21 protein-coding genes are annotated in these 22,423 nt (G+C 43.1%); all 21 read left to right on the forward strand.

Annotation, left to right across the window (positions count from 1 at the left end; all coding sequences use genetic code 11):
* The first annotated feature begins 204 nt into the window (after positions 1 to 204).
* The 21 genes from JI665_RS05835 (at position 205) to JI665_RS05935 (ending at position 22,390) form a co-directional block, all read left to right on the forward strand.
* A complete protein-coding gene (locus JI665_RS05835) occupies positions 205 to 1,533 on the forward strand; it encodes a nucleobase:cation symporter-2 family protein (RefSeq protein WP_206837494.1) in 1,329 nt (442 codons plus the stop codon).
* 71 nt (positions 1,534 to 1,604) lie between these two features.
* A complete protein-coding gene (allB, locus tag JI665_RS05840) occupies positions 1,605 to 3,065 on the forward strand; it encodes an allantoinase AllB (protein WP_206837497.1) in 1,461 nt (486 codons plus the stop codon).
* Positions 3,066 to 3,093: 28 nt separating this feature from the next.
* On the forward strand, positions 3,094 to 3,684 hold the full coding sequence (locus tag JI665_RS05845) for a cysteine hydrolase family protein (protein ID WP_206837499.1): 591 nt from the start codon (positions 3,094 to 3,096) through the stop codon (positions 3,682 to 3,684).
* The gene (locus JI665_RS05850) at positions 3,677 to 4,264 is read left to right on the forward strand and encodes a UbiX family flavin prenyltransferase (RefSeq protein ID WP_211202430.1); all 588 of its coding nucleotides are present in this window, start codon (positions 3,677 to 3,679) and stop codon (positions 4,262 to 4,264) included. Before JI665_RS05845 ends, JI665_RS05850 begins: the two co-directional genes overlap by 8 nt.
* A complete protein-coding gene (locus JI665_RS05855; RefSeq protein WP_206837502.1) occupies positions 4,261 to 5,598 on the forward strand; it encodes a UbiD family decarboxylase in 1,338 nt (445 codons plus the stop codon). The genes JI665_RS05850 and JI665_RS05855 overlap by 4 nt, the downstream gene beginning before the upstream one ends.
* Before the next feature lie 25 nt (positions 5,599 to 5,623).
* Positions 5,624 to 5,887 carry a BMC domain-containing protein gene (locus tag JI665_RS05860; RefSeq protein WP_206837504.1) on the forward strand — a complete coding sequence of 88 codons (264 nt, stop codon included), beginning with the start codon at positions 5,624 to 5,626 and terminating at the stop codon, positions 5,885 to 5,887.
* Positions 5,888 to 5,903: 16 nt separating this feature from the next.
* Positions 5,904 to 6,863: a hypothetical protein gene (locus JI665_RS05865; RefSeq protein ID WP_206837507.1), complete on the forward strand. Its 960-nt coding sequence runs from the start codon at positions 5,904 to 5,906 to the stop codon at positions 6,861 to 6,863.
* Positions 6,864 to 6,970: 107 nt separating this feature from the next.
* The gene (locus tag JI665_RS05870) at positions 6,971 to 7,384 is read left to right on the forward strand and encodes a BMC domain-containing protein (protein WP_206837510.1); all 414 of its coding nucleotides are present in this window, start codon (positions 6,971 to 6,973) and stop codon (positions 7,382 to 7,384) included.
* 23 nt (positions 7,385 to 7,407) lie between these two features.
* Positions 7,408 to 7,692, forward strand: a complete 285-nt coding sequence (locus JI665_RS05875; RefSeq protein ID WP_009334686.1) for a BMC domain-containing protein — start codon at positions 7,408 to 7,410, stop codon at positions 7,690 to 7,692.
* Between the two features lie 2 nt (positions 7,693 to 7,694).
* Positions 7,695 to 8,426, forward strand: a complete 732-nt coding sequence (locus JI665_RS05880; RefSeq protein WP_206837513.1) for a hypothetical protein — start codon at positions 7,695 to 7,697, stop codon at positions 8,424 to 8,426.
* Between the two features lie 13 nt (positions 8,427 to 8,439).
* Positions 8,440 to 8,715 (forward strand): EutN/CcmL family microcompartment protein, encoded by a 276-nt coding sequence (locus JI665_RS05885; protein WP_206837515.1) that lies wholly within the window; start codon positions 8,440 to 8,442, stop codon positions 8,713 to 8,715.
* 3 nt (positions 8,716 to 8,718) lie between these two features.
* On the forward strand, positions 8,719 to 10,530 hold the full coding sequence (ade, locus tag JI665_RS05890; protein ID WP_206837518.1) for an adenine deaminase: 1,812 nt from the start codon (positions 8,719 to 8,721) through the stop codon (positions 10,528 to 10,530).
* Between the two features lie 65 nt (positions 10,531 to 10,595).
* Entirely contained in the window at positions 10,596 to 11,279 is a 684-nt protein-coding gene (locus tag JI665_RS05895; protein WP_206837521.1) for a cyclase family protein, read from the forward strand.
* A gap of 20 nt (positions 11,280 to 11,299) precedes the next feature.
* Positions 11,300 to 11,923 carry a DUF1989 domain-containing protein gene (locus tag JI665_RS05900; protein WP_206837524.1) on the forward strand — a complete coding sequence of 208 codons (624 nt, stop codon included), beginning with the start codon at positions 11,300 to 11,302 and terminating at the stop codon, positions 11,921 to 11,923.
* Positions 11,923 to 13,095, forward strand: coding sequence for a M20 family metallopeptidase (locus JI665_RS05905; RefSeq protein ID WP_206837526.1), 1,173 nt, complete (start codon positions 11,923 to 11,925; stop codon positions 13,093 to 13,095). The genes JI665_RS05900 and JI665_RS05905 overlap by 1 nt, the downstream gene beginning before the upstream one ends.
* Entirely contained in the window at positions 13,092 to 14,429 is a 1,338-nt protein-coding gene (locus JI665_RS05910) for a 5'-deoxyadenosine deaminase (protein ID WP_206837528.1), read from the forward strand. The genes JI665_RS05905 and JI665_RS05910 overlap by 4 nt, the downstream gene beginning before the upstream one ends.
* A gap of 69 nt (positions 14,430 to 14,498) precedes the next feature.
* Complete coding sequence (locus tag JI665_RS05915; protein WP_206837531.1) at positions 14,499 to 15,359, forward strand: GNAT family N-acetyltransferase; 861 nt, start codon at positions 14,499 to 14,501, stop codon at positions 15,357 to 15,359.
* 72 nt (positions 15,360 to 15,431) lie between these two features.
* The gene (locus tag JI665_RS05920) at positions 15,432 to 15,845 is read left to right on the forward strand and encodes a CoA-binding protein (RefSeq protein WP_206837533.1); all 414 of its coding nucleotides are present in this window, start codon (positions 15,432 to 15,434) and stop codon (positions 15,843 to 15,845) included.
* Positions 15,846 to 16,160: 315 nt separating this feature from the next.
* Positions 16,161 to 18,143, forward strand: a complete 1,983-nt coding sequence (gene parE, locus JI665_RS05925; RefSeq protein ID WP_206837536.1) for a DNA topoisomerase IV subunit B — start codon at positions 16,161 to 16,163, stop codon at positions 18,141 to 18,143.
* Entirely contained in the window at positions 18,140 to 20,590 is a 2,451-nt protein-coding gene (parC, locus tag JI665_RS05930; RefSeq protein WP_206837538.1) for a DNA topoisomerase IV subunit A, read from the forward strand. Before parE ends, parC begins: the two co-directional genes overlap by 4 nt.
* A 366-nt stretch (positions 20,591 to 20,956) precedes the next feature.
* Positions 20,957 to 22,390, forward strand: a complete 1,434-nt coding sequence (locus tag JI665_RS05935; RefSeq protein WP_206837541.1) for an alanine/glycine:cation symporter family protein — start codon at positions 20,957 to 20,959, stop codon at positions 22,388 to 22,390.
* The last annotated feature ends 33 nt before the right edge of the window (positions 22,391 to 22,423 follow it).

Consider the following 22,423-nt stretch of genomic DNA (forward strand, 5'->3'; position numbering starts at 1 on the left):
ACCCTCATATCGGAGCGGTTCCTTTGCCTTTTGTTTAACGGAAGCTGAATGAAGCCGCAGTAATAGAACATCTATGTGTACTTTGATGTTATCTATTGCTGCGGTTTTTTTTATACACATTTTTCTTATGGGAGGTGATGTCTGTTTTTATCCGCTGGAGTCAGGCTGAGGCATAACAAAGAATTAAACCTGGAGGGGAAGTCTTTGGAAAAGCTAAATCCTTGGAAAGTAGGGACTTTGGGATTTCAGCATGTGCTTGCCATGTATGCAGGTGCTGTTATTGTTCCACTGATTGTTGGACCGGCAATAGGGCTCACTGCCCAGCAGCTTGCTTACTTAATTTCAATTGATTTATTTACTTGTGGGATTGCTACATTGCTTCAAGTTATAGGGGGGAGGCATTTTGGCATCAGGCTGCCGGTGATACTTGGATGTACTTTTACAGCAGTCGGACCCATGATTGCCATCGGGAATCTGCAGGGCATCACAGCCATCTATGGGGCGATTATTGCTTCAGGAATTATCGTCATGATCTTATCTCAATTTATGAGTAAAATAATGAGATTTTTCCCTCCGGTCGTAACCGGTTCAGTGGTAGCTATTATCGGGGTTTCCTTAATCCCTGTTGCCATGAATAATGCTGCAGGAGGACTTGGTTCCCCAGAATATGGAAGTGCCCAGAATCTATTTCTGGCTGCATTTACACTGGTTCTGATTATTTTAATGAACAGGTTCTTTAAAGGCTATATGAGAGCTATATCTGTGCTGCTGTCATTGGCGGCTGGAACGATCACTGCTTATTTTATGGGGCTTGTCAGCTTTGCCGAAGTAAGCCAGGCTTCCTGGTTTCATGTTGTTCAGCCATTTTATTTCGGATTCCCGACATTCAATGCCTCGGCCATACTTACAATGACTTTAGTAGCTATTGTGAGCATGATTGAATCTACTGGGGTTTTCCTGGCTCTAGGAGATGTCTGTGAGAGAAAGCTGGGCTCCAAAGACATTAAAAAAGGGCTGCGTGCAGAAGGGCTGGCTGTAGTGATAGGGGGAATTTTTAATGCGTTTCCTTATACATCCTTTTCACAGAATGTGGGACTTGTAGCGTTAACTAAAGTGAAAACGAGAAATGTAGTTATCGCAGCTGGCGTTATTTTGATGATTTTGGGGCTTCTGCCTAAAGTGGCAGCTCTGACAACGATTATCCCTATGGCTGTTCTAGGCGGAGCAATGATTCCAATGTTTGGAATGGTGATCTCATCCGGAATCAGAATGCTTTCTGTTGTTGATTTCAGCAAAAATGAAAACTTGCTTATCGTTGCCTGTTCCATAGGAATCGGACTTGGTTCGGCAGTTGTCCCGCAAATTTTTGAAAGTCTTCCAACAAGCGCACGCCTGCTGGTTGAAAATGGGATTGTACTGGGAAGCATCACAGCAATTTTATTAAATTTGGTATTTAATTATAAAGATTTAAATATAAGTGAAAGTGAAAGAATCGAACAGCTGAAAGGAGATCATTCAGCTGAAGCGATTTAAATGCAACTGCTGAAACCATCTGTCTCTTTTTTGCGAGACAGAAATCCAAATAATAGATAGGAGCAGGAGAAATGGATTTAATTCTGAAAAATGCCAACATTCCCCAGGGAGATCGTCAGGTTTTAACAAATATTCTGGTTAACGAGGGGAAAATTGTTGGCTACACCAATGACATTTCTTTTCTGAATGCAGCCAGGGTAATTGATATTAAAGGAAAATTAGTCGTTCCAGGCTGTATTGATCCGCATACTCATTTTATGGATCCAGGCTTTACTCATAGAGAAACCTTTGCAACTGGCAGCCGTTCTGCAGCCGCGGGAGGCTTAACAACCATTATAGATATGCCATGCTGCAGTAAGCCATCCGTTCGTGATGGGGAGAGTTTCAATAAAAAAATCGGACCAATCAGAGGTCAGGCTTATATTGATTACTGTTTCTGGGGCGGCATGACAGGAGAAGATGCACGTGAAGGCTGGATCGATAATATTTATCCGCAGATCGACCAGGGAGTTGTTGCCTTTAAAGTTTACATGACTCCTTCTGTCCCTACCTTCCCTAAAGTATCGGACGCAGAAATGCTGGAAATTTTCAAAAACGTTGCAAAAACCGGACTCCCAATTGGAGTTCATGCTGAAAACTATGATATCTGCACATTCAATTCCAAGAAACTTGAAAAAGAAGGGCGCCTTGACGGTCCAGCATGGGCGGAAGCACGTTCAAGCCTCGCTGAGAAGGTAGCCATTGAACTGATTCTAAGCTTTGCAGAAGCTACAGACGCACGTGTACATGTGGTACATATGAGCACGAAAGAAGGCGTCGAGCTGGTTAAAGCAGCAAAGAAGCGTGGTGTTAAGGTTACAGCAGAAACCTGTCCTCACTACCTTGTTCTCAATGCAAAGGACTCCATGTCAGAGCGCGGTTCCTATGCAAAGATTGCTCCTCCTTTACGAGGAAAAGAGGATAACGAATCTCATTGGCAGGCTCTGGCTGACGGAACAATCGATTTTGTCGGTACAGACCATGCCCCATATGAAATTGCCACAGAAAAGGATTATCCCGGGGCAACGATCTGGAACACTTTCCCCGGCATACCTGGTGTAGAAACGATGGTACCGATCCTTGTCAGTGAAGGATTAAATAAAGGCCGTTTATCCCTATCAAGGTTTGTCGAGGTAACAAGCCGCAATGCTGCCATTCATTATGGCATTTACCCTAAAAAGGGATCAATGGAAATTGGCAGCGATGCTGATTTCACTGTGATTGATCTTGAGAAAGAGTATGTAATAGACGAGCAGAAAACAGAATCAATGGCTAAATATAACCCTCTGCATGGCATGAAGCTTAAAGGAAAGCCAGTCCAAACGATCATACGCGGAAAAGTGATTTACGAGGATGATGAAGGCATCGTTGGAGAAGCAGGCTATGGCGAGTATGTTCCCCGCCAAAATATCCAGAGACTTGAGAGAACTTTAAAATATGAAAAATACGAAGCGGTAAAAGCAAAAACAAAAGACCCAGTAGCACAGCAATAAATACTTATAAAGAGGGAGGCTGTCCGGATTGGAACTTAGGGGAAAAAAGCACTGTGTGGTCATTATTGATATGTTAAACGACTTTATCGGTGAAAAAGCAGCATTAAGGTGTGAGAATGGCGAAAAAATAGTTCCTAAAATACAAGAGCTTATTCAATTCGCTCATGAACACAATATCCAGGTTGTGCATGTTCAGGAAGCTCACAGAAAAAATGACCGTGATTTTCGCGTGAGGCCAGTCCATGCAGTTAAAGGAACCTGGGGTTCGGAATTCATTCCAGAGCTCCAGCCTGATGAGAGCAAAGGGGATTATGTGGTCCAAAAGAGGCGGCATAGTGCATTCAGCTACACCGATTTTGATCTCTTCCTGAGAGAAGAAGAAATAGATACTGTGGTACTAACTGGAGTCTGGACCAATGTATGTGTTCGCAGTACTGCTTCTGATGCTTTGTATCATGGCTACAACGTCATTTGCATTTCAGATGCCACCGCTTCCCAGGATGACGATATGCATGTATCAGGTTTAAGAGACATTGATATCTTCGGGGATATATTATCAACAGAAAATTACAAAAAGCTGGCTAAAAAGAAATTCTCCCAAGACGAATCTGTTGTCTAACTCCTCTTTAGGAATAAGAAGAAAGCGAATTTTAGTTGGCATTACCGGAGCAAGCGGATCATTGTACGCCTATACCTTGATCCGCGCTCTTCATCAATTAGAGATCGAAACGCATTTAATTGCTACGGAGATGGGAGAAAAAGTAATGCAATTTGAATGCGGGATCAAGATGGACGAGCTGAAGGAGTATGCCACTATCCACAGCAACCGGAATCTTTTCGCTGCGGTTGCCAGCGGATCCTTTAAGACAGACGGAATGGTTATCGTACCATGTTCGATGAATACATTGGGAGCTATTGCGAATGGGGTCGGCGATACGCTATTAAGCAGGGCTGCCAGTGTTGTATTAAAGGAAAATAGAAAGTTCATTATTGTTCCAAGGGAAGCACCTTTTAATTTGATTCATCTGCGCAATATGACTCTCCTTGCTGAGAGTGGAGCATGTATAATGCCTGCATCACCAGGCTTTTATCATAAGCCGACAGAAATATGGGAGCTGGCCAACTTTATGGTGGCGAGGATATTGGACATGCTGGATATTGACCATGAGCTGCTGGAGAGATGGGGGGAAAAGGCATGAACCCTGTAACAATGAGGGCATTGCTGGATAGATGGGAAAGCATGGGGTTTCTTCATCGGGTGAAAAAAGAGGTGGATCCTATGCACGAGCTGGGTGCGGTGATTAATGCCAAAAATGGAAGAGAGCCTTTTTTATTTGAAAAAATTAAAGGCTATCAATCTTCCATGGCTGCCGGTTTGGGTGGTGACAGAGAGCTGATGGCTGACAGCATGGGTATCCAATCTGGGGAACTTATTCCTAAAATCATCGACTCTATTGTTAATCCTATTCCAACCACATTAAGGCAAACGGGCCCTGTTCAGGAGAATCTGGTGACCGGGGAATTCGATCTTGCAGACTTGTTTCCTATCCCAACCTATCACGCGGAAGACTCTGGTGCTTATTATGTTTCAGGAATATTGGTGGTTAAAGATTTATCAGGGAGAAAAAGATATACCTCTATTCGCAGAATGCAATATCTTGGCGGAAATCGAACAAACATCCTCATAACCTCCCCAGAGCTGATGGAGCAATATGCCCATTATGAAAGTATTGGCGAACCGATGGAAGTGGCTGTTATGTTTGGCGTGGTTCCAGCAGTTGTATTAAGTTCTCAGATTAGTACACATTTGTATCATACCGACAAATTGGATGTAGCAGGTGCACTGCTCGGTCAGTCCCTTGATGTTGTTCAATGCAAAACAGTTGATCTGGAAGTACTGGCTGAGGCGGAAATAGTTTTGGAAGGCAGAATGCTTCCATATGAAAGAGAACTGGAAGGACCTTTTGGCGAACTGGCAGGCTATTATGGCACCAGAACGCCTCAGCCGGTTATAGAGTTTTCAGCCGTTACTTACCGCGATAATGCTATCTCACAGACTATTTTTCCATCAAGCTATGAAGAAAGGCTGCCAATGGCGCTTGTAAGGGAAGCCACTCTTTTAAGCACTGTCCGGCAGGTGGTTCCAAATATAAAAGCTGTACATATCCCGATGGGCGGGGTGGCTCGCTATCATGCAGTCATTCAGATTGAGAAGAAGCATGATGGTGACGGCAAACAGGCAGCACTTGCAGCTTTTGCAAGCGATAAGGATTTAAAGCATGTGATTGTTGTAAATGATGACGTCGATATTTTTGATTCAGATGATGTTGAATGGGCCATAGCTACAAGAGTCCAGGCAGGTGATGACATATTTATCGTACAAGGTGCAAAGGGATCGCCGCTCGAATCGTCCCATCATTTAAAAGGAGTCAGTGATAAGATGGGCATCGACGCAACCTATCCGCTTGGAAAAGAAGAGTTATTTAAAAGGACTTCGATCCCCTTTGAAGTGAATCTCGAAGACTATCTTTAAGCTTCTGCAGTAGAGGAGGTCAAAAATGAAGGCAATTGGCTTGATTGAAACAAGGGGTTTGACAGCGGCTGTTGAAGCGCTGGACTCAATGGCAAAAGCGGCAAATGTCAGTTTAGTTGATTTAAAGAGAGTCGGATCCGGACTTGTCACCGTCATTATCGAAGGCGATGTCGCAGCAGTCACTGCAGCTGTTGAGGTTGGGAAGACTGCTCACACCATGACTGGAGGAGAACTGGTTTCTTCTAACGTTATACCCCGTCCTCATTCAGAACTTCGCAAAATTCTTTAATGGAGGTGCATAATGTGTGTCTGACTTTATTAAAAGTGTTGTAGAAGAAGTGATGAAGCCTTACAGCAAGACAAAAGTAAATCTTATTCCTGGAGTTTCCAATCAGTCCCCTCCAGGCAGGCACCAGGAACCCGAAAAGAATATACCGGGCATTAGCAGACCTAATTACCAGAGGGAAAAAATGAATAAAAGAATATCAATCCATCATGCAGAGCCGGTCATGAATGCTGATCCAAATCCTTACAATAGAAGGCAAACAGCTTCTCTTTCTTCACCCAAGCTTTCAGCTAAGGAAAAAATTGCACAGCTTCAAACCCTATCCCTGGTACAGGGGAAACAGCCGGTTTCTTCTAAGGCTGACTTTGCTGATATAAGCCCTGACCGAAATGCAAGAGAAAGCCAGCTTATCGGACAAACGCCGGAGGGAGTAAAAGTCTGGCTGTTCTCAGACCTTCATCCTGCTCTTGAAAGCTCTTTTCAGCGGGAATTAAAAACAGCCTCAGTCGGTGTAGTCACTTCAGAAAAATGCTCACCGGGCCAGCTATTTATGCTTAATGACCTTTTAAGGGAGTTTCCTTCTTTACGATATTGCCTGACATGGGACAAAAACAGCGGGCAATCCTTTTCGCTGGAGCTATATGAAGATGAACGTAGAACACTATTAAACGCTTTAAAGAGCTTCTTTAAAAAACTTTCCCAAAAATCCTTTAAAACTACTCAAATTTATCGAGAAAAATCCCCCAGTCCATGGCTTACAAAACAATTGGGGCTGAACTCTTCAATTGGCGGTGTCGCTGTCATTGAAGGAATCGACTATTATTCGGGTATTTTAATTCTTGACCGTTACATGAAAAAAAGCACTTCTGAACAACTCCATTTTTTAATAGAAAAGAAATATTTGCTGCTTCACGGACACTATGATGAGGTATCAAGCATCTCAGATCAGCTTCATAAGGAATTCGACAGAATTAAATAGGACTTAGCCAGCATAGCTGTCACAGTTCAGCGCTATTTTTATCCCGCAAACATCTTATAGGCACAGAGAGACGATTTTGTCTATTTCATAGGAGGAGGATTTTTCAGTTGCAAGCATTAGGTTTGATTGAAACCGTTGGTTATTCAACAGCAGTTTCTGCTGCAGATGCAGCCGTAAAAGCAGCAGAAGTAGAAATTGTAGGAATTGAAAAAGTAATAGGAGTGGAGGGCTACCTGGGCGTTACCATCCATTTTAACGGGGATGTAGCGGCGGTGAAGTCTGCTGTCGATGCTGGTGTGAGTGCTGCAGAGAGAATTGGAAAAGTAATTTCTGCTCATGTCATCCCTCGTGCCCACAGTGAAGTAGCAGGGAAGCTGCTTCCGCATTTTAAACTGGAAGATTTGCATCCTGGTAATGATGCTGAGGGGGATAAAAAACTTGAAGCAGAGACGAAAAGAAAAAAGCAAACGATAGAAAAAAACAACCTTAATGATAATGATACAGACCAACCATCAGTTTAATAAATTAAAGGAGGAAACACACAATGGGTGAAGCATTGGGATTAATCGAGACAAAAGGTCTTGTAGGCGCAGTAGAGGCAGCGGATGCAATGGTTAAAGCAGCTAACGTGGAGATCTGCGGATATGAAAAAGTGGGATTTGGTCTGGTAACGGTTATGGTCAGAGGAGATGTAGGTGCGGTTAAAGCTGCTACGGATGCAGGGGCGGAAGCGGCCAGCAGAGTTGGAGAACTCATTTCGGTACATGTTATTCCAAGGCCGCACAGCGAAGTTGAAAGAGCTCTATTATCAAAAAACATCGGTGAATAAGCATGAGCAGCAAAAAGCAGAGTGTTATGGCAAAAAACACTCTGCAGGAGCTTTACCTCCGAAATGACAGCTTCAGAGACAGAAAACCTCACATCCTGGCTCTATTAACCTCTCATATGATAGGAATGGAACCAGGATTTTCTTACTTGAAAGAATTAACAAAGGAAGATATTACACTAAGGATGACTGCTGAGGAAGAAATGCTTAAACAAGTTCAGCTGCAGAAGTTAGTTCTTCTGACTGGAAATGACGATTGGATCTCTCCTTCAATGGTTCATGAGCAGCTTATTGATCATTTTGACGAAATCTTTTTGCCTATTCTATCCTTTTCTTTAATAACAGACATATTGTCCCTTAATGAAAAAAGACCAATGGTGAGGATCATTCTAAAGGGCTTATTAAAGGGAAAACGGGTAACAGCTTTAAAAGCTGGAGGTGATCCTTTCAGCCAATATTGGAAACTGAAAGGAATGGATAAAGGCCCGGACTTGTTAAAAAGAAAGCTTAATCAGCAGTTGGCAGAGCTGAAGATGCTTGGAATCAGATTATTAGACTTCAATGAACCAGCAGACTTTGCTGTTCAGCCTTTGAAGAAAACGGTTATTACCGATGAATCACTCCGGTTTGCCCACTTGAATAAGCTTGATCAAATAGCTGTTCCAAAAGGGGCTATCATTACCCCTCTTGCAAGAGATACAGCAAAGGAACTGAAGATCGAAATCATTTTACATTAAGGAGAAGATCTTTATGCAAATGGGAATAGTGGTTGGTCGTGTAACTGCCACAAGAAAAGATGATAATCTGGTGGGCACAAAATTATTAATTACCCAGCCTATAGGATTGGACGGCTCGCTGTTACCGAACCCCATTATAACCGTTGATACTGTTGGTGCCGGAATAGGCGAAAAGGTCATATATGTGACTGGAAGCATGGCATCAAGAGCCGTCCAAAATAAAGATGCTCCTATAGATGCAGCCATTATCGGAATTATTGACAGTGTAGAAGGAGAGACAGGGGGTTAATAAATGGATGCAAAAGACATAAAAAAAGCAGTGCAATACCGCAAGCTTATTGACGTGCTGCTTGATTCCAGCCAGTTTGCTGATGTAGTTCTAAAAGGCGGATACTTCATTAATGTCATCACCCGGGAGATCTATGAAGCAGACGTTGCGATGAAAGGCGAATATATTTTAATGGCTGGAGATGCAAAAGACTTAATCGGGCCAAAAACGAAAGTGGAAAACATTCAGGGGAAATTCGTATGTCCCGGGTTTATTGATTCTCATATGCATTTTGAAAGTGCAATGCTGACTTGCACGGAATTCTCCAAGCTTTCCATTCCGACTGGAACCACCACGCTGATCGGGGATCCGCATGAAATTGGCAATGTCCTGGGGGTTCACGGGATGCAGACGATGATTGAAGAAGCAAAGACACTTCCAAACCGGATACTTTTCACGGTTCCCTGCGCGGTGCCTGATGCTCCCGGACTTGAAACCTCCGGATTTGATGTGACTTCCAAGGATATGAAAGAGCTATTGGCTGACCCAAATGTGCAGGGAATTGGGGAGATCCAAAGCTTCAGCAATATCAGGCCGGTATATGAGCATGCCCCGGAATTAATAGACGACCTTGTTGCCGCAGTTTCGTATGCAAACAGTATAGGAAAAACGGTTGAAGGGAACGCACCAGGATTGTTTGGCAAAGAGCTTGCCGCCCATATTATCAGTGGAGGCAACCATGTGTCCTGCCACGAGACTACAACGAAAGAAGAGACAGTCGAAAAGCTGCGCAATGGTGTAAGTGTGTTCATGCGTGAAGGCTCTTCCCAAAGAAATATGGCTGAATGTATCCGTGCCATAACAGAGGATGGTCTAGATTCCCGGCGTGCAATCCTTGTATCAGACGATATGGTGCCAGCTGATTTGTTAAATTACGGACATATGAATGATATTGTCCGCAGAACTATTGCTGTAGGAATTGATCCTGTGGAAGCCATCCAAATGGCGACCATAAATCCGGCTACCCATTTCGGCTTTAAAGATGTTGGGATAATTGCACCAGGCAAACGGGCAGATGTCGTCGTGATCAGCGATCTGAACAATATGACCGTTGACCAGGTATATCTTGCAGGGAAAAAAGCAGCTGAAAAAGGCGAATTAACAATAGATATTGCTCCTTACATATATCCGGAAAGTGTGAAAAAGTCAGTGAAGAGAAAAACTGTAACACTTAAGGAGCTGGCTATTGAAGCCCCAGGCACCCGTGCAAAAGTAAGGGCAATTGAAGCTATACCTTTTCAGAACTTAACCGGCGGAAGCGAGTTCACTCTGAATGTCAAAGACGGCATTGTGCAGCCTTGCCTTAAACAGGATGTTCTGCCGCTTCTGGTCGTAGAACGCCACGGCAGAACAGGAAAAATCGGCAAGACTTTCCTGCATGGCTTTGATTTGAAAAGCGGAGCCATTGCTGAAAGTGTTGCTCATGATACCCACAATATCATCGTAACAGGGACAAACTACGAAGATATGGTAACGGCGGTGAACCGTGTAATTGCCATGGATGGCGGAATAGCCATGATAAAGGATAGCAAAGTAGTCGGTGACCTGCCTTTGAGGATTGGCGGTTTAATGACAGATGAATTATCCGGAAAAGAAATGAGTGAAAAGGTAGACGAATTGTCGCAGCTTGCGAAAGAAGTTCTTGGCTGCGGCATGGAAGTTCCATTTATGCATTTATCATTCTGGTCACTGGTAACAAGCCCTAAGTGGAAAATTACAGATATGGGCCTAATCGATGTAGATAAGTTTGAGGTCATTCCGACCATTATTAATTGACCTTAAAAGCGGCGATCCCTGCCGCTTTTCATATATAAAAGAATTAGCGGGCAAGGAGGAATATCATGGGAGTTAAACTAGTCGATTTAACGCAGGAAATTTATCAGGGGATGCCTGTTTTTCCCCTCCATCAAAAAACAATGATCTTCCCAAATATCTCTCACGAAGAAAGTGAAAAGCAAGTTGGATTTATGTTTGCAACCAATAATCTATTAATCAATGAACATGGCCCTACCCATAGCGATGCAACTTATGAATATGATCCAAACGGAAAATACATCGATGAAATGCCGCTTGAATTTTTTTACGGGCCCGCCGTTTGCCTTGATGTGTCCCACGTCCAGCCTGATCGGTATATTACTGACCGTGATCTCGAGGCAGCATTGCGGAAATCACAGCAGTTTATTGAAAAAGGAGATATCGTCCTCCTCTATACCGGCCACTACAATCGGTCTTATGGCACTGAAAAATGGCTCACAACATATACTGGCCTGGATTATCAGGCAGCAAAATGGCTGGCTGAACAAGGTGCAGTCAATATAGGCATTGATGCCCCGGCCATTGACCATCCGGATGATCCAATGTATTCCGGACATCTCATTTGCCGTGAATACGGAATAACTAATACGGAAAATCTCTGCAATCTCGACCAGATCGCAGGCATGCGATTTCTATATTTTGGACTTCCGCTCAGAATTCGGAAAGGAACGGGATCTCCGATTCGTGCGGTTGCGGTATTCATTGAATAACAACAAAGGCTGGTGATCAAATGAAAGAGGTTTTTAACAGAGGCAAGATCCGGGACGAAATTATTATTCCGCCGTATGAAGGAAGAAGCGCACTGATTCACAAAGGGGAAGAGCTGATTATTATTGATATGGAAGGAAAACAGGTCGGGGACTTTGTCTGCTTTAACTATGAAGATCCCGGGGAACATGTTTCACCTGTCCATATGCGGGCTTCACTAAGCAGCATACGGCTTAAAACGGGAGACTGGCTTTACAGCAACCGCCGCCGTCCGCTAATGCAGCTTTTGGAAGATACTGTTGGAAAACATGATTTCTTCTTCCCGGCATGTGATTATTACCGCTACAAAGTTGATTTCGATAAAGAGGAACACCCTAATTGCCATGATAATATTGCAGATGCATTGAAAAAGTATAATATTCATCCTCCAGTTATTCCAGATCCCATTAATATTTTTATGAATAATGTCCTTGATGATGCCGGGGATTATGTCATTGCAGAACCCCTTTCCAAGCCTGGCGATTACATAAGGCTGAAAGCACTTTGCGATGTTGTCATTGCCTGTACAACGTGTTCCCAGGACATGGCGCCTGTTAATGGGTTTAAGGTGACCCCTATTAAAATGCAAATTATGGAGGCGGATTAATGAATGATATTCAGTTTCTTCAGCATCTGCTCCAAATCGACAGCTCCAATCCGCCCGGAAACGAGCATTTAGTGACTGAAGCTCTTATTGACAGATGCAAGCAAAATGGTCTGCCGTTTAAAGTGACCATGCTTGATGAGACTCGAAGCAATTTTGAAGTTACGCTTCCAGGAAAAAGCGGTAAACAGCTATTCTTATGCGGTCATATGGATACAGTTTCACCTGGAAATGGAGAATGGGTTTACTCCCCTTTTTCAGGGGAAATCGCAAATGAGCGGATTTATGGCAGAGGAGCTTCTGATATGAAAAGCGGCCTTGCAGCAATGTTCCTGGCTTTAGAGGAGCTGTATCTAACCAATACTGTTCCACCTGCAGACGTTACCTTTCTGGCAACAGCCGGGGAAGAAGTCGACAGCTGCGGGGCAAGGACTTTTTTAAAAGAAAATGATGACCGAAAAATCGATGCACTTGTCATTGCCGAACCGACAAATGAAAAAATTGTGATTGGCCATAAGGGAGCTCTTTGGCTTGAGATCACAGCGTATGGAAAAACCTCTCACGGTTCGATGCCGGAACAGGGAATCAATGCAGTAGATCATATGCTGAAAATAATCCGGGTATTGGATGAAATGAAAATTGAATGGAAGACAGAAAAGAAGCCCCTCGGACAAAGCAGCCTGGCTGTTACCATGATTGAAGGCGGAGTGCAGACTAATGTCATTCCAGATAAATGCAGCATCAGAGCAGATATTAGAACGGTTCCCCCTCAATCCCATTCCCATTTTATAAATAAGCTAAAATCCAAACTTGATGTTCTATTGGATCAGGGAGAAATTTATAAATACAGTGTAGAAACCCTTCTTGACCGTCCGTCTATTTTAACGGATCCTGCTCGGGACATTATTCAAATTGCACAGATGGTAAAGGGCGAATCGGCAGCGGACCATTACGGGGTGTCCTACTATACAGATGGTGCTGTACTTAATCCAAGGAGTGAAATTCCTACCTTGATTTATGGCCCGGGGGATGAAAAGCTGGCCCATCAGCCAAATGAGTGGGTTAGTCTGGCGGCATATCAGCGCTCCATTCAATTTTACAGGCAGCTTATTATGTTATATGGAAAACTGGAGCCGTCAGTAGCAAGGCCAATGCGAGGGGGAGGAAGAAATTGAGCAGTATTCTGATAAAAAACGCTGAAATTATTACAATGAATACCCTTGAAGAAATCATTTTCGGAGATTTATATATTGTAGATGACCGCATTGCCGAAATTGGACAGAACTTAACACATAAAGCGGATAAAGTAATCGATGCCAGCGGAAAGACGATCATTCCGGGATTTATTCAGACTCATATCCATCTGTGCCAGACATTATTCCGCGGACAGGCTGATGATTTGGAGCTTCTTGATTGGCTGAAGCAGAAGATCTGGCCGCTTGAGGCTTCGCATGATGAAGAGTCCATCTATTATTCTGCTATGCTCGGAATTGGTGAATTGCTCCAGAGCGGAACAACAACTGTGGTGGACATGGAAACCGTTAATCATACCGAATATGCTTTTCAGGCCATTGCCGAAAGCGGCATACGGGCACTTGCAGGAAAGGTCATGATGGATAAAGGGGATGAGGTCCCTGTTCCGTTAAGAGAAAATACCTCCAAATCCATCCAGCAAAGCGTGGATCTCCTTGAAAGATGGCACAATCGTGATAACGGCCGCATACAATATGCCTTCTGTCCCCGATTTGTCGTTTCCTGCACAGAGGAATTGCTGACAAATGTCAGGGACCTTTCTGCACAATACAATGTCAGAGTTCATACGCATGCATCTGAAAATGCCAATGAAATTCTGCTTGTTGAAAGAGAGTTTGGGATGCGGAATGTAGTCTACCTGGACAGCATTGGGCTTGCCAATGAAAGGCTGATTCTGGCCCATTGTGTTTGGCTTGATGAAGAAGAGAGAAGGATAATCAAAGAGCGCGGCGTAAAGGTCAGCCATTGTCCGGGATCCAATTTAAAGCTGGCATCCGGTGTAGCAGAAATTCCTTCATTATTGGATCAGCAGGCTTTTGTCAGCCTGGGGGCTGATGGGGCTCCCTGTAATAACAATCTGGATATGTTCAATGAAATGAGATTGGCTGCCATCATTCAGAAGCCAGTACATGGACCAACAGCAATGAATGCGAGAACCGTCTTCAGAATGGCGACGATTGGCGGAGCTAAAGCAGTTGGAATGGAACAGGAAATCGGCAGTCTGGAGCCCGGCAAGAAAGCAGATCTTGCCATCCTGAATCTGAATGATTTTCATGTGTATCCATCCTTTGATATCGACACAATTAGCAGGATTGTCTATTCAGCGACTCGTGCAGATGTAGAATCTACCATTGTAAACGGGAAAATTGTGATGGAAAATCGGAAGCTGAACACCGTTGATAAAGAAATGGTTTTAAAAGAAGCGAACACGAGCATACAGAGGCTTCTCAAAAGATTAGAGACAGCCGTTTATTAATCTTCTAATTCGGCTGAAACAAATCAGCCGTTTTTTTTTTATGGTAAAATATAGTAAAGGGGTGGTGTTGTGAAAGCCGAAATTTTAGATCATGCAAATCTAATGCAGGCATCAGAGTTTATTGCAGAAATGAATGCCTTGCCAGAGTGTCATATAGGGTATTTGGGGACAAGCCAAAACGATATTTTTCAAAGTCTGGAAGAAATGAGTCGTGACGCTGAATCAGCTGCGTTTATTATCAGGGAGGGTGATGTTCTAGCTGGTTTTCTGGGTGTAGATGCCGATCTTTATAAAGGGACAGCGGAGTTATGGGGACCTTTTATCCAGGAAAATGAACTTATGAGACTATTATGGGAAGAAGCACTCCATTATTTTGAAGGAAAGCTGCATTCATACTTTTTATTTTCTGATACCTCCAACCATGCTGCATCCGAATTTGCATCAAAAAACGGATTCATGCTGCAATCGGCTCAAACATATATGGAACTGAAAGAAAATTCAAGCAATGGTTTTAGAAAGGTCAGTTTATTGCCGATTCACTTTCATAGTGAATTTATTCATTTGCATGATTCCTTGTTTCCCCATACCTATTATTCAGGAGAAGAGATAATCGATAGAATTAATGATGATCACAAAGTCTACACATTTGATGATGCGGATGGATTAAATGGCTATTTATATGCAGAATACAATCGTGAAGGAAAAGAAGGAAGCATTGAATTTATTGGTGTGGATCCCGGTAAGCGCCAAAAAGGCATTGGACGGAATTTGCTTGAAATGGCAGTTCATGATCTTTTTATGAATAGTGGAGCCAAAAGCATTAAGCTTTGTGCAGGGACAACAAACGGGAAAGCGCTGTCTATTTATAAAAAAGCAGGGTTTAAAGTTGAGAGATCATTGAATTTTTATAAACTCGAAATTCGGGAATAAGAGCAATAAGTTAGTGTGCTTTTGGGTTTTTAGGTAATATATAATTAACCAGATAAAATTGGAGGGAACAAAATGGCTATTGAAAACCCAAGCAGGGACGAAATCGGTGTAATATTAAAAAAGTCAAAGCGGATTGCTGTTGTGGGGTTAAGCGGAAACCCTGAACGCACATCCTATATGGTGTCAGAGGCAATGCAAAAAGCCGGCTATGAAATCATCCCGGTTAATCCGGCTGTCGATGAGGTACTTGGTGTAAAGGCTGTCGCAAATTTAAAAGAGATTGAGGGGCATGTAGATATCGTCAATGTATTCAGGCGCTCAGAGTTTCTTCCGGAAATTGCTCGGGAGTTTGCTGAAATAGATGCTGATATCTTTTGGGCACAGCTTGGAGTGGCAAACCAGGAAGCATATGACTTTCTAAAAGAAAAAGGCTTCACTGTCATCATGGACCGCTGTATTAAAGTTGAACATGCACTAACGAAGTAAACTCTGCATGAGGTCTGCATAAGATCTCATGTTTTTTATTTTTTTATTGAATCCCTATAAATAAAGGGTTTATGCAACGGAAATAATCAGGATAAATCTTTTAAATCCCAAGATCTTATTTGCCAAAACCAAATAAATAGATAAAATAAAGCATAGACCATCCTAAAATATATGGTAAAATATGAATACAGAACATCTGTTCCCGATTGGGTTTAGTAAAGGGAAAATGGCTTTAACGCCGAATTCTCATACGGGTGTTCCAGTGCCGTGATTTGGACGGCAAGTGTTTTTGCAGGAAATGAAAGGGGTATGTTCGTGGCAAGAAATCAGGAAGCTTTTGACTACAATGATGATGCCATACAGGTACTCGAAGGGCTTGAAGCTGTTAGAAAACGCCCTGGGATGTACATTGGAAGTACGGATGCAAGGGGTTTGCACCATCTTGTATATGAGATTGTCGATAATGCTGTCGATGAAGCACTGGCAGGTTACGGGGATCATATCATTGTCAGAATACATAAAGATAATTCAATCAGTGTTCAAGATAAAGGACGCGGTATGCCTACAGGTATGCACAGAATGGGCAAGCCGACTCCAGAAGTGATATTGACTGTCCTTCATGCAGGGGGAAAGTTTGGCCAGGGAGGCTATAAGACAAGCGGCGGGCTGCATGGTGTTGGGGCATCCGTGGTCAACGCCCTCTCCGAGTGGCTTGTTGTTAAAATTAAACGTGACGGCTTTGTGTATGAACAGCGATTTGAGCTTGGCGGAAAGCCGGTGACCACACTGGAAAAGGTGGGCAAGACAAATCAATCAGGGACTACCATTCACTTTAAGCCAGATCCGTCGATTTTTTCGACTACCACGTATAATTACGAAACACTCTGTGAGCGTCTTCGCGAATCTGCTTTCCTTCTTAAAGGAATGAAAATAGAAATCATAGATGAACGAAATGACTTTCATGAGGTTTTTCACTATGAAAATGGCATAGAAGCATTTGTTGAATATTTAAATGAAGAAAAGGATGTTCTTCACCCAGTAGTCAGCTTTGAAGGAGAGAGCAATGGTATTGAAGTGGACTTTGCTTTTCAATTCAATGATGGATACTCCGAAAATGTCCTTTCATTCGTCAACAACGTCCGCACAAAAGACGGCGGTACGCATGAGGCTGGATCCAAAACTGCGATGACAAGGGCTTTTAATGAATATGCCCGGAAAGTGAATCTTCTGAAAGAGAAAGATAAAAACCTGGATGGAGCAGATCTGCGGGAAGGATTCACGGCTATTGTATCTGTTCGTGTCCCGGAGGAGCTTTTGCAGTTTGAGGGCCAGACGAAAGGCAAGCTGGGGACCAGTGAAGCGCGTTCGTCTGTTGATTCTGTTGTTTCCGAGCATTTGTCTTATTTCCTTGAAGAAAACCCTGAGACAAGCTCCCTGTTAATTAAAAAGGCGATAAAAGCTTTCCAGGCAAGAGAAGCTGCCCGCAAAGCACGTGAGGAAGCAAGGAGCGGGAAGAAAAGGAAAAAATCTGAAGCCATGCTTTCTGGAAAACTTACCCCGGCACAATCAAGGAACCCGCAAAGAAACGAATTATATCTGGTTGAGGGTGATTCTGCCGGGGGATCTGCTAAACAGGGCAGGGACAGGCGCTTCCAGGCTGTACTCCCGCTTAGAGGTAAAGTAATTAACACAGAAAAAGCAAAGCTGCAGGATATCTTTAAAAATGAAGAAATCAATACCATTATCCATGCAGTTGGGGCAGGCGTTGGCACGGATTTTAATCTGGACGATGTCAACTATGATAAGGTGATCATCATGACAGATGCTGACACTGATGGAGCGCATATCCAGGTGCTCCTGCTTACGTTCTTTTACAGGTATATGAAACCGCTGCTTGAAGCGGGAAAGGTATTTATTGCGCTGCCTCCTTTATATAAAGTCAGCAGGGGGTCAGGCAAAAAAGAAGTGATTGAGTACGCATGGAGTGATGATGATCTTCAGGATACCATTAAAAAAGTGGGTAAAGGCTATATGCTCCAGCGCTACAAAGGGCTTGGGGAAATGAACGCCGACCAGCTATGGGAGACAACTATGGATCCAGAGTCGCGCACATTGATCCGCGTTAAAATTGATGATGCAGCCAGAGCTGAACGCCGTGTGACCACCTTGATGGGCGATAAGGTTGAACCCCGCCGCAAATGGATCGAATCGAATGTGGCATTCGGCCTTGAAGAAGATGGAAGCATACTTGAAAATGAAAATATTTCAGTACTAGAGGAGGAGGGTGTTGATTCATGAGTTCTGCAGAAAAATTCCGGGACCTTCCTCTTGAAGATGTATTAGGCGACCGCTTTGGGCGTTATAGTAAATATATTATTCAGGATCGTGCCCTTCCTGATGCACGTGATGGGTTAAAGCCTGTCCAAAGACGGATTCTTTATGCCATGCACGTAGAAGGCAACACACATGAAAAGGGCTTTAGAAAGTCCGCTAAAACAGTCGGGAATGTAATCGGCAATTATCATCCGCATGGCGATACTTCAGTTTATGATGCGATGGTGCGGATGAGCCAGGATTGGAAGGTCCGTAACCTTCTTGTGGAAATGCACGGCAATAATGGGAGCATCGATGGAGATCCTCCAGCAGCTATGCGTTATACAGAAGCCCGTTTATCCCCCCTTTCTTCCGAATTGCTAAGAGATATTGAGAAAAGAACCGTTGAATTCATCCCGAACTTTGATGACACGTCCAATGAACCAACCGTTTTACCGGCAGTTTATCCGAATTTGCTTGTCAATGGCTCGACAGGCATCTCTGCGGGATATGCAACTGATATTCCGCCCCATCATCTAAATGAGATTATTGATGGTGTTATTTTACGAATGGATAAGCCTGATTGTTCCATAGATGATCTGATGGAGCATATTAAAGGGCCGGACTTCCCTACTGGAGGCATTATCCAGGGAATCGATGGAATTAAAAAAGCTTATGAGACAGGAAGAGGCAAAATCATTGTCCGAGGAAAGGCTGAATTTGAGGATTTGCGCGGAGGGAAAAAGCAGATCGTCATCACTGAGATTCCTTATGAAGTGAATAAAGCCAATCTGGTTAAGAAGATTGATGAATTCCGCCTTGACCGGAAAGTGGAAGGCATTGCTGAAGTCCGTGATGAAACAGACCGGACCGGCCTCCGTATTGTGATCGAGTTAAAAAAGGATGCAGATCCTGAAGGCGTCCTTCATTACCTGTACAAAAACAGCGATCTGCAGATTCCATATAACTTCAATATGGTCGCCATCCACAATCGCCACCCGAAATTAATGGGGTTAAGAGAATTGCTGGATGCTTACATAGGCCATCGTAAAGAAGTTGTTACACGCAGATCCCAGTTTGAGCTGCAAAAGGCCGAGGCGCGCCAGCATATTGTTGAAGGCCTAATGAAGGCTCTTTCTATCCTGGATGAAGTGATTGCTGCGATCCGCGCTTCCAAAGATAAACGGGATGCGAAAGATAATCTGATTGCAAAGTTTGAGTTCACTGAACCTCAGGCAGAAGCAATCGTTTCCCTGCAGCTTTACCGCTTAACCAATACAGATATAACCGCTTTAAGAGCAGAGGCTGAGGAGCTTGCTAAGCTAATCGGCGAGCTTAAAGCTATTCTGGAAAGTGAGAAGAAGCTTCTCTCTGTTATTAAAAAAGAGCTAAGGGATGTCAAAAAGCGTTTCGCCGATGAACGCCGGACCAGAATTGAAGCGGAAATCGAGGAAATCAAGATCAATCTTGAAGTTCTGGTAGCGAGTGAAGACGTTATTGTAACGGTAACAAAGGAAGGCTATGTCAAGCGTACAAGCCAGAGATCGTTTGCCGCCTCGAACGGACAGGATTTCGGTATGAAGGATACAGACAGGCTGATTGCAAAGCTTGATATGAATACGACCGATGTTCTCCTTGTATTTACTAATAAAGGAAACTATCTATACTGTCCTGTACATCAGCTGCCTGATATCCGCTGGAAGGACCTTGGACAGCATATAGCCAATATCATACCGATCGACCGGAATGAATCAATAGTCCGGGCTATTCCGATTAAAGATTTTGAAACAGAAGAATACCTGCTCTTTATGACGAAAAATGGAATGGTCAAGAAAACCGAGCTGAAAGCTTATAAAGCCCAAAGATATTCTAAGCCGCTGGTTGCAGTTAATGTAAAAGGCAATGATGAAGTTCTCGACGTCTATTTAACAGATGGCACAAAGGAAATATTCCTTGCCACCCATCAGGGATTCGGCCTCTGGTTCCATGAAGAAGAAGTGAGCATCGTTGGTGCCCGGGCTGCCGGCGTAAAAGGCATTAACCTGAAAGACGGCGATTTTGTTGCAGGTGCTCAGCTTATTGAGGATCAGAAAGAGCAGGCTGTTGTGATTGTTACACAGCGGGGCTCCATTAAAAAAATGAAGCTGAGCGAGTTTGAACGGACTTCCCGTGCCAAGCGCGGTGTAGTGATGCTCCGTGAATTGAAATCGAACCCTCATCGTATTGTCGGGTGTGTGATTGTACGCAGCAAAGATGATATATACATTGAAACGGAAAAAGGGCATATAGAAGCAGTTAATGTTTCATCAATCCGTTTTAATGACAGATACTCTAATGGATCGTTCATTATTGATGAATCCGAGAACGGGAAGGCAAAATGCATCTGGAAGACTGAAGTCGAGGAAGATGATGCCGGCCTTCCGATTGAATAAGGTTTATTTTCCCCTGTGAAAGCAGGGGCTTTTTGTCGATGTTAGCTGCAGGGAATTTGGTTCATCCGGTTTTGATGTCAAAATTAAATCAATAAAGATTCATGAACATAAAAAGAATTTAGAATAATGTTATTCTTCTGTTAGTTGTTTTGTATAAAAAATTAATATAATCTCCTGTGAAAACGATTAAAAAATATTTGTTTTGAATTGGGAATAACGGATATTTTTCGCTTAATATCAGGGTTTTTGATAATTTTTAAACCATTGGAATGAATATTCGACTTGTCTATTAAAAATTCTTTTGATAGATTATAAGGAGTGTGTTGTTTTTGTGAAATAACAATAGAGTTGATTAGGGGGAATAGTATGGGTTTATTGGAATCAATCGTAGGCTTTCTAAATGATCTTTTATGGACTTACATTTTGATTGCCGCATTAATCATTTTAGGATTATATTTCAGCTTTAAAAGCCGGTTTGTTCAATTAAGATATTTTGGTGAAATGTTCAGAATATTGGGCGATAAAGCAATGGTATCTGCAGAAGGCAAGAGAGGGATATCATCATTTCAGGCTTTTACTATTAGTGCAGCCTCCCGTGTAGGTACTGGTAACATCGCCGGTGTAGCGACTGCAATTGCTGCAGGGGGACCAGGGGCTGTCTTTTGGATGTGGCTCATCGCTTTTATTGGGGGAGCTTCCAGTTTTATTGAAAGTACTTTGGCGCAGATTTATAAAGTGAAAGATAAGGATGGTTTTCGCGGCGGTCCAGCCTACTATATGGAAAAAGGTCTGAATAAGCGATGGATGGGAATAATCTTTGCTATCATCATTACATTCTGTTTTGGTCTGGTTTTTAACTCTGTTCAATCGAACACCATCTCTTTAGCTTTTAATGAAGCGTTTGGTGCGAGCCGTCTAACCATCGGACTTGTGCTTGCGGCATTAACGGCGATCATCATTTTTGGCGGCGTTAAACGGATTGCCTATGTATCACAAGTCGTTGTGCCGATAATGGCAGTCATATATTTAGCTGTCGCTATTGTAATTGTCATGATGAACATTACTGAAATTCCTAATCTGGTTGGCGGCATTGTTAAAGGAGCTTTTGGGCTTGATCAGGCTGCTGGCGGCGCAATGGGTGCTGCAGTGATGATGGGTATTAAAAGGGGTCTCTTCTCAAACGAAGCAGGAATGGGCAGCGTGCCAAATGCAGCTGCTACAGCTTCAGTTTCCCACCCTGTAAAACAAGGATTGATTCAAACCCTTGGGGTATTTGTGGATACGATATTAATATGTTCCGCTACAGCCTTTATTATTCTGCTGTCAGGTGAATATGCTAATTCTGACCTAACAGGCATTGAATTGACACAGGCAGCCCTTAGCACACATGTCGGATCATGGGCACCTATGTTTATAGCTGTTGCTATTTTCTTATTTGCGTTCACATCTGTTATCGGAAATTATTATTATGGTGAAACAAATATTGAATTTATTAAAGAAAGCAGCTCTGCGTTATTTATTTATCGCATTGCTGTACTAGGAATGGTAATTTTCGGATCTGTAGTTGATTTAGCAATTGTCTGGAGCCTGGCCGATTTATTCATGGGCATAATGGCCATCATTAACTTTATTGCAATTGTATTGCTTGCTAAAATTGCCTTTGCAGCTCTAAAGGACTATAAGGCACAGAGAAAAGAAGGAAAAGACCCTGTGTTTTATGCAGACTCCATCCCGGGTCTAAAAGGAATTGAATCATGGGAAACCAAAGAAAATGCTTCAAAGAAGAAGGCAGCTGAATAATTTATCTGCAAACTGCAAAACCTCTTATCCTTT

Source organism: Bacillus sp. NTK034 (assembly GCF_017303275.1).
Lineage (GTDB): Bacteria > Bacillota > Bacilli > Bacillales > Cytobacillaceae > Cytobacillus.

Excerpts from the sequence above, each read along its gene's own strand:
- allB (WP_206837497.1), top strand. The coding sequence starts at position 1,605 with ATGGATTTAATTCTGAAAAATGCCAACATTCCCCAGGGAGATCGTCAG.
- JI665_RS05855 (WP_206837502.1), top strand. The coding sequence starts at position 4,261 with ATGAACCCTGTAACAATGAGGGCATTGCTGGATAGATGGGAAAGCATG.
- JI665_RS05860 (WP_206837504.1), top strand. The coding sequence starts at position 5,624 with ATGAAGGCAATTGGCTTGATTGAAACAAGGGGTTTGACAGCGGCTGTT.
- JI665_RS05875 (WP_009334686.1), top strand. The coding sequence starts at position 7,408 with ATGGGTGAAGCATTGGGATTAATCGAGACAAAAGGTCTTGTAGGCGCA.
- JI665_RS05880 (WP_206837513.1), top strand. The coding sequence starts at position 7,695 with ATGAGCAGCAAAAAGCAGAGTGTTATGGCAAAAAACACTCTGCAGGAG.
- JI665_RS05885 (WP_206837515.1), top strand. The coding sequence starts at position 8,440 with ATGCAAATGGGAATAGTGGTTGGTCGTGTAACTGCCACAAGAAAAGAT.
- ade (WP_206837518.1), top strand. The coding sequence starts at position 8,719 with ATGGATGCAAAAGACATAAAAAAAGCAGTGCAATACCGCAAGCTTATT.
- JI665_RS05895 (WP_206837521.1), top strand. The coding sequence starts at position 10,596 with ATGGGAGTTAAACTAGTCGATTTAACGCAGGAAATTTATCAGGGGATG.
- JI665_RS05900 (WP_206837524.1), top strand. The coding sequence starts at position 11,300 with ATGAAAGAGGTTTTTAACAGAGGCAAGATCCGGGACGAAATTATTATT.
- JI665_RS05905 (WP_206837526.1), top strand. The coding sequence starts at position 11,923 with ATGAATGATATTCAGTTTCTTCAGCATCTGCTCCAAATCGACAGCTCC.
- JI665_RS05920 (WP_206837533.1), top strand. The coding sequence starts at position 15,432 with ATGGCTATTGAAAACCCAAGCAGGGACGAAATCGGTGTAATATTAAAA.
- parC (WP_206837538.1), top strand. The coding sequence starts at position 18,140 with ATGAGTTCTGCAGAAAAATTCCGGGACCTTCCTCTTGAAGATGTATTA.
- JI665_RS05935 (WP_206837541.1), top strand. The coding sequence starts at position 20,957 with ATGGGTTTATTGGAATCAATCGTAGGCTTTCTAAATGATCTTTTATGG.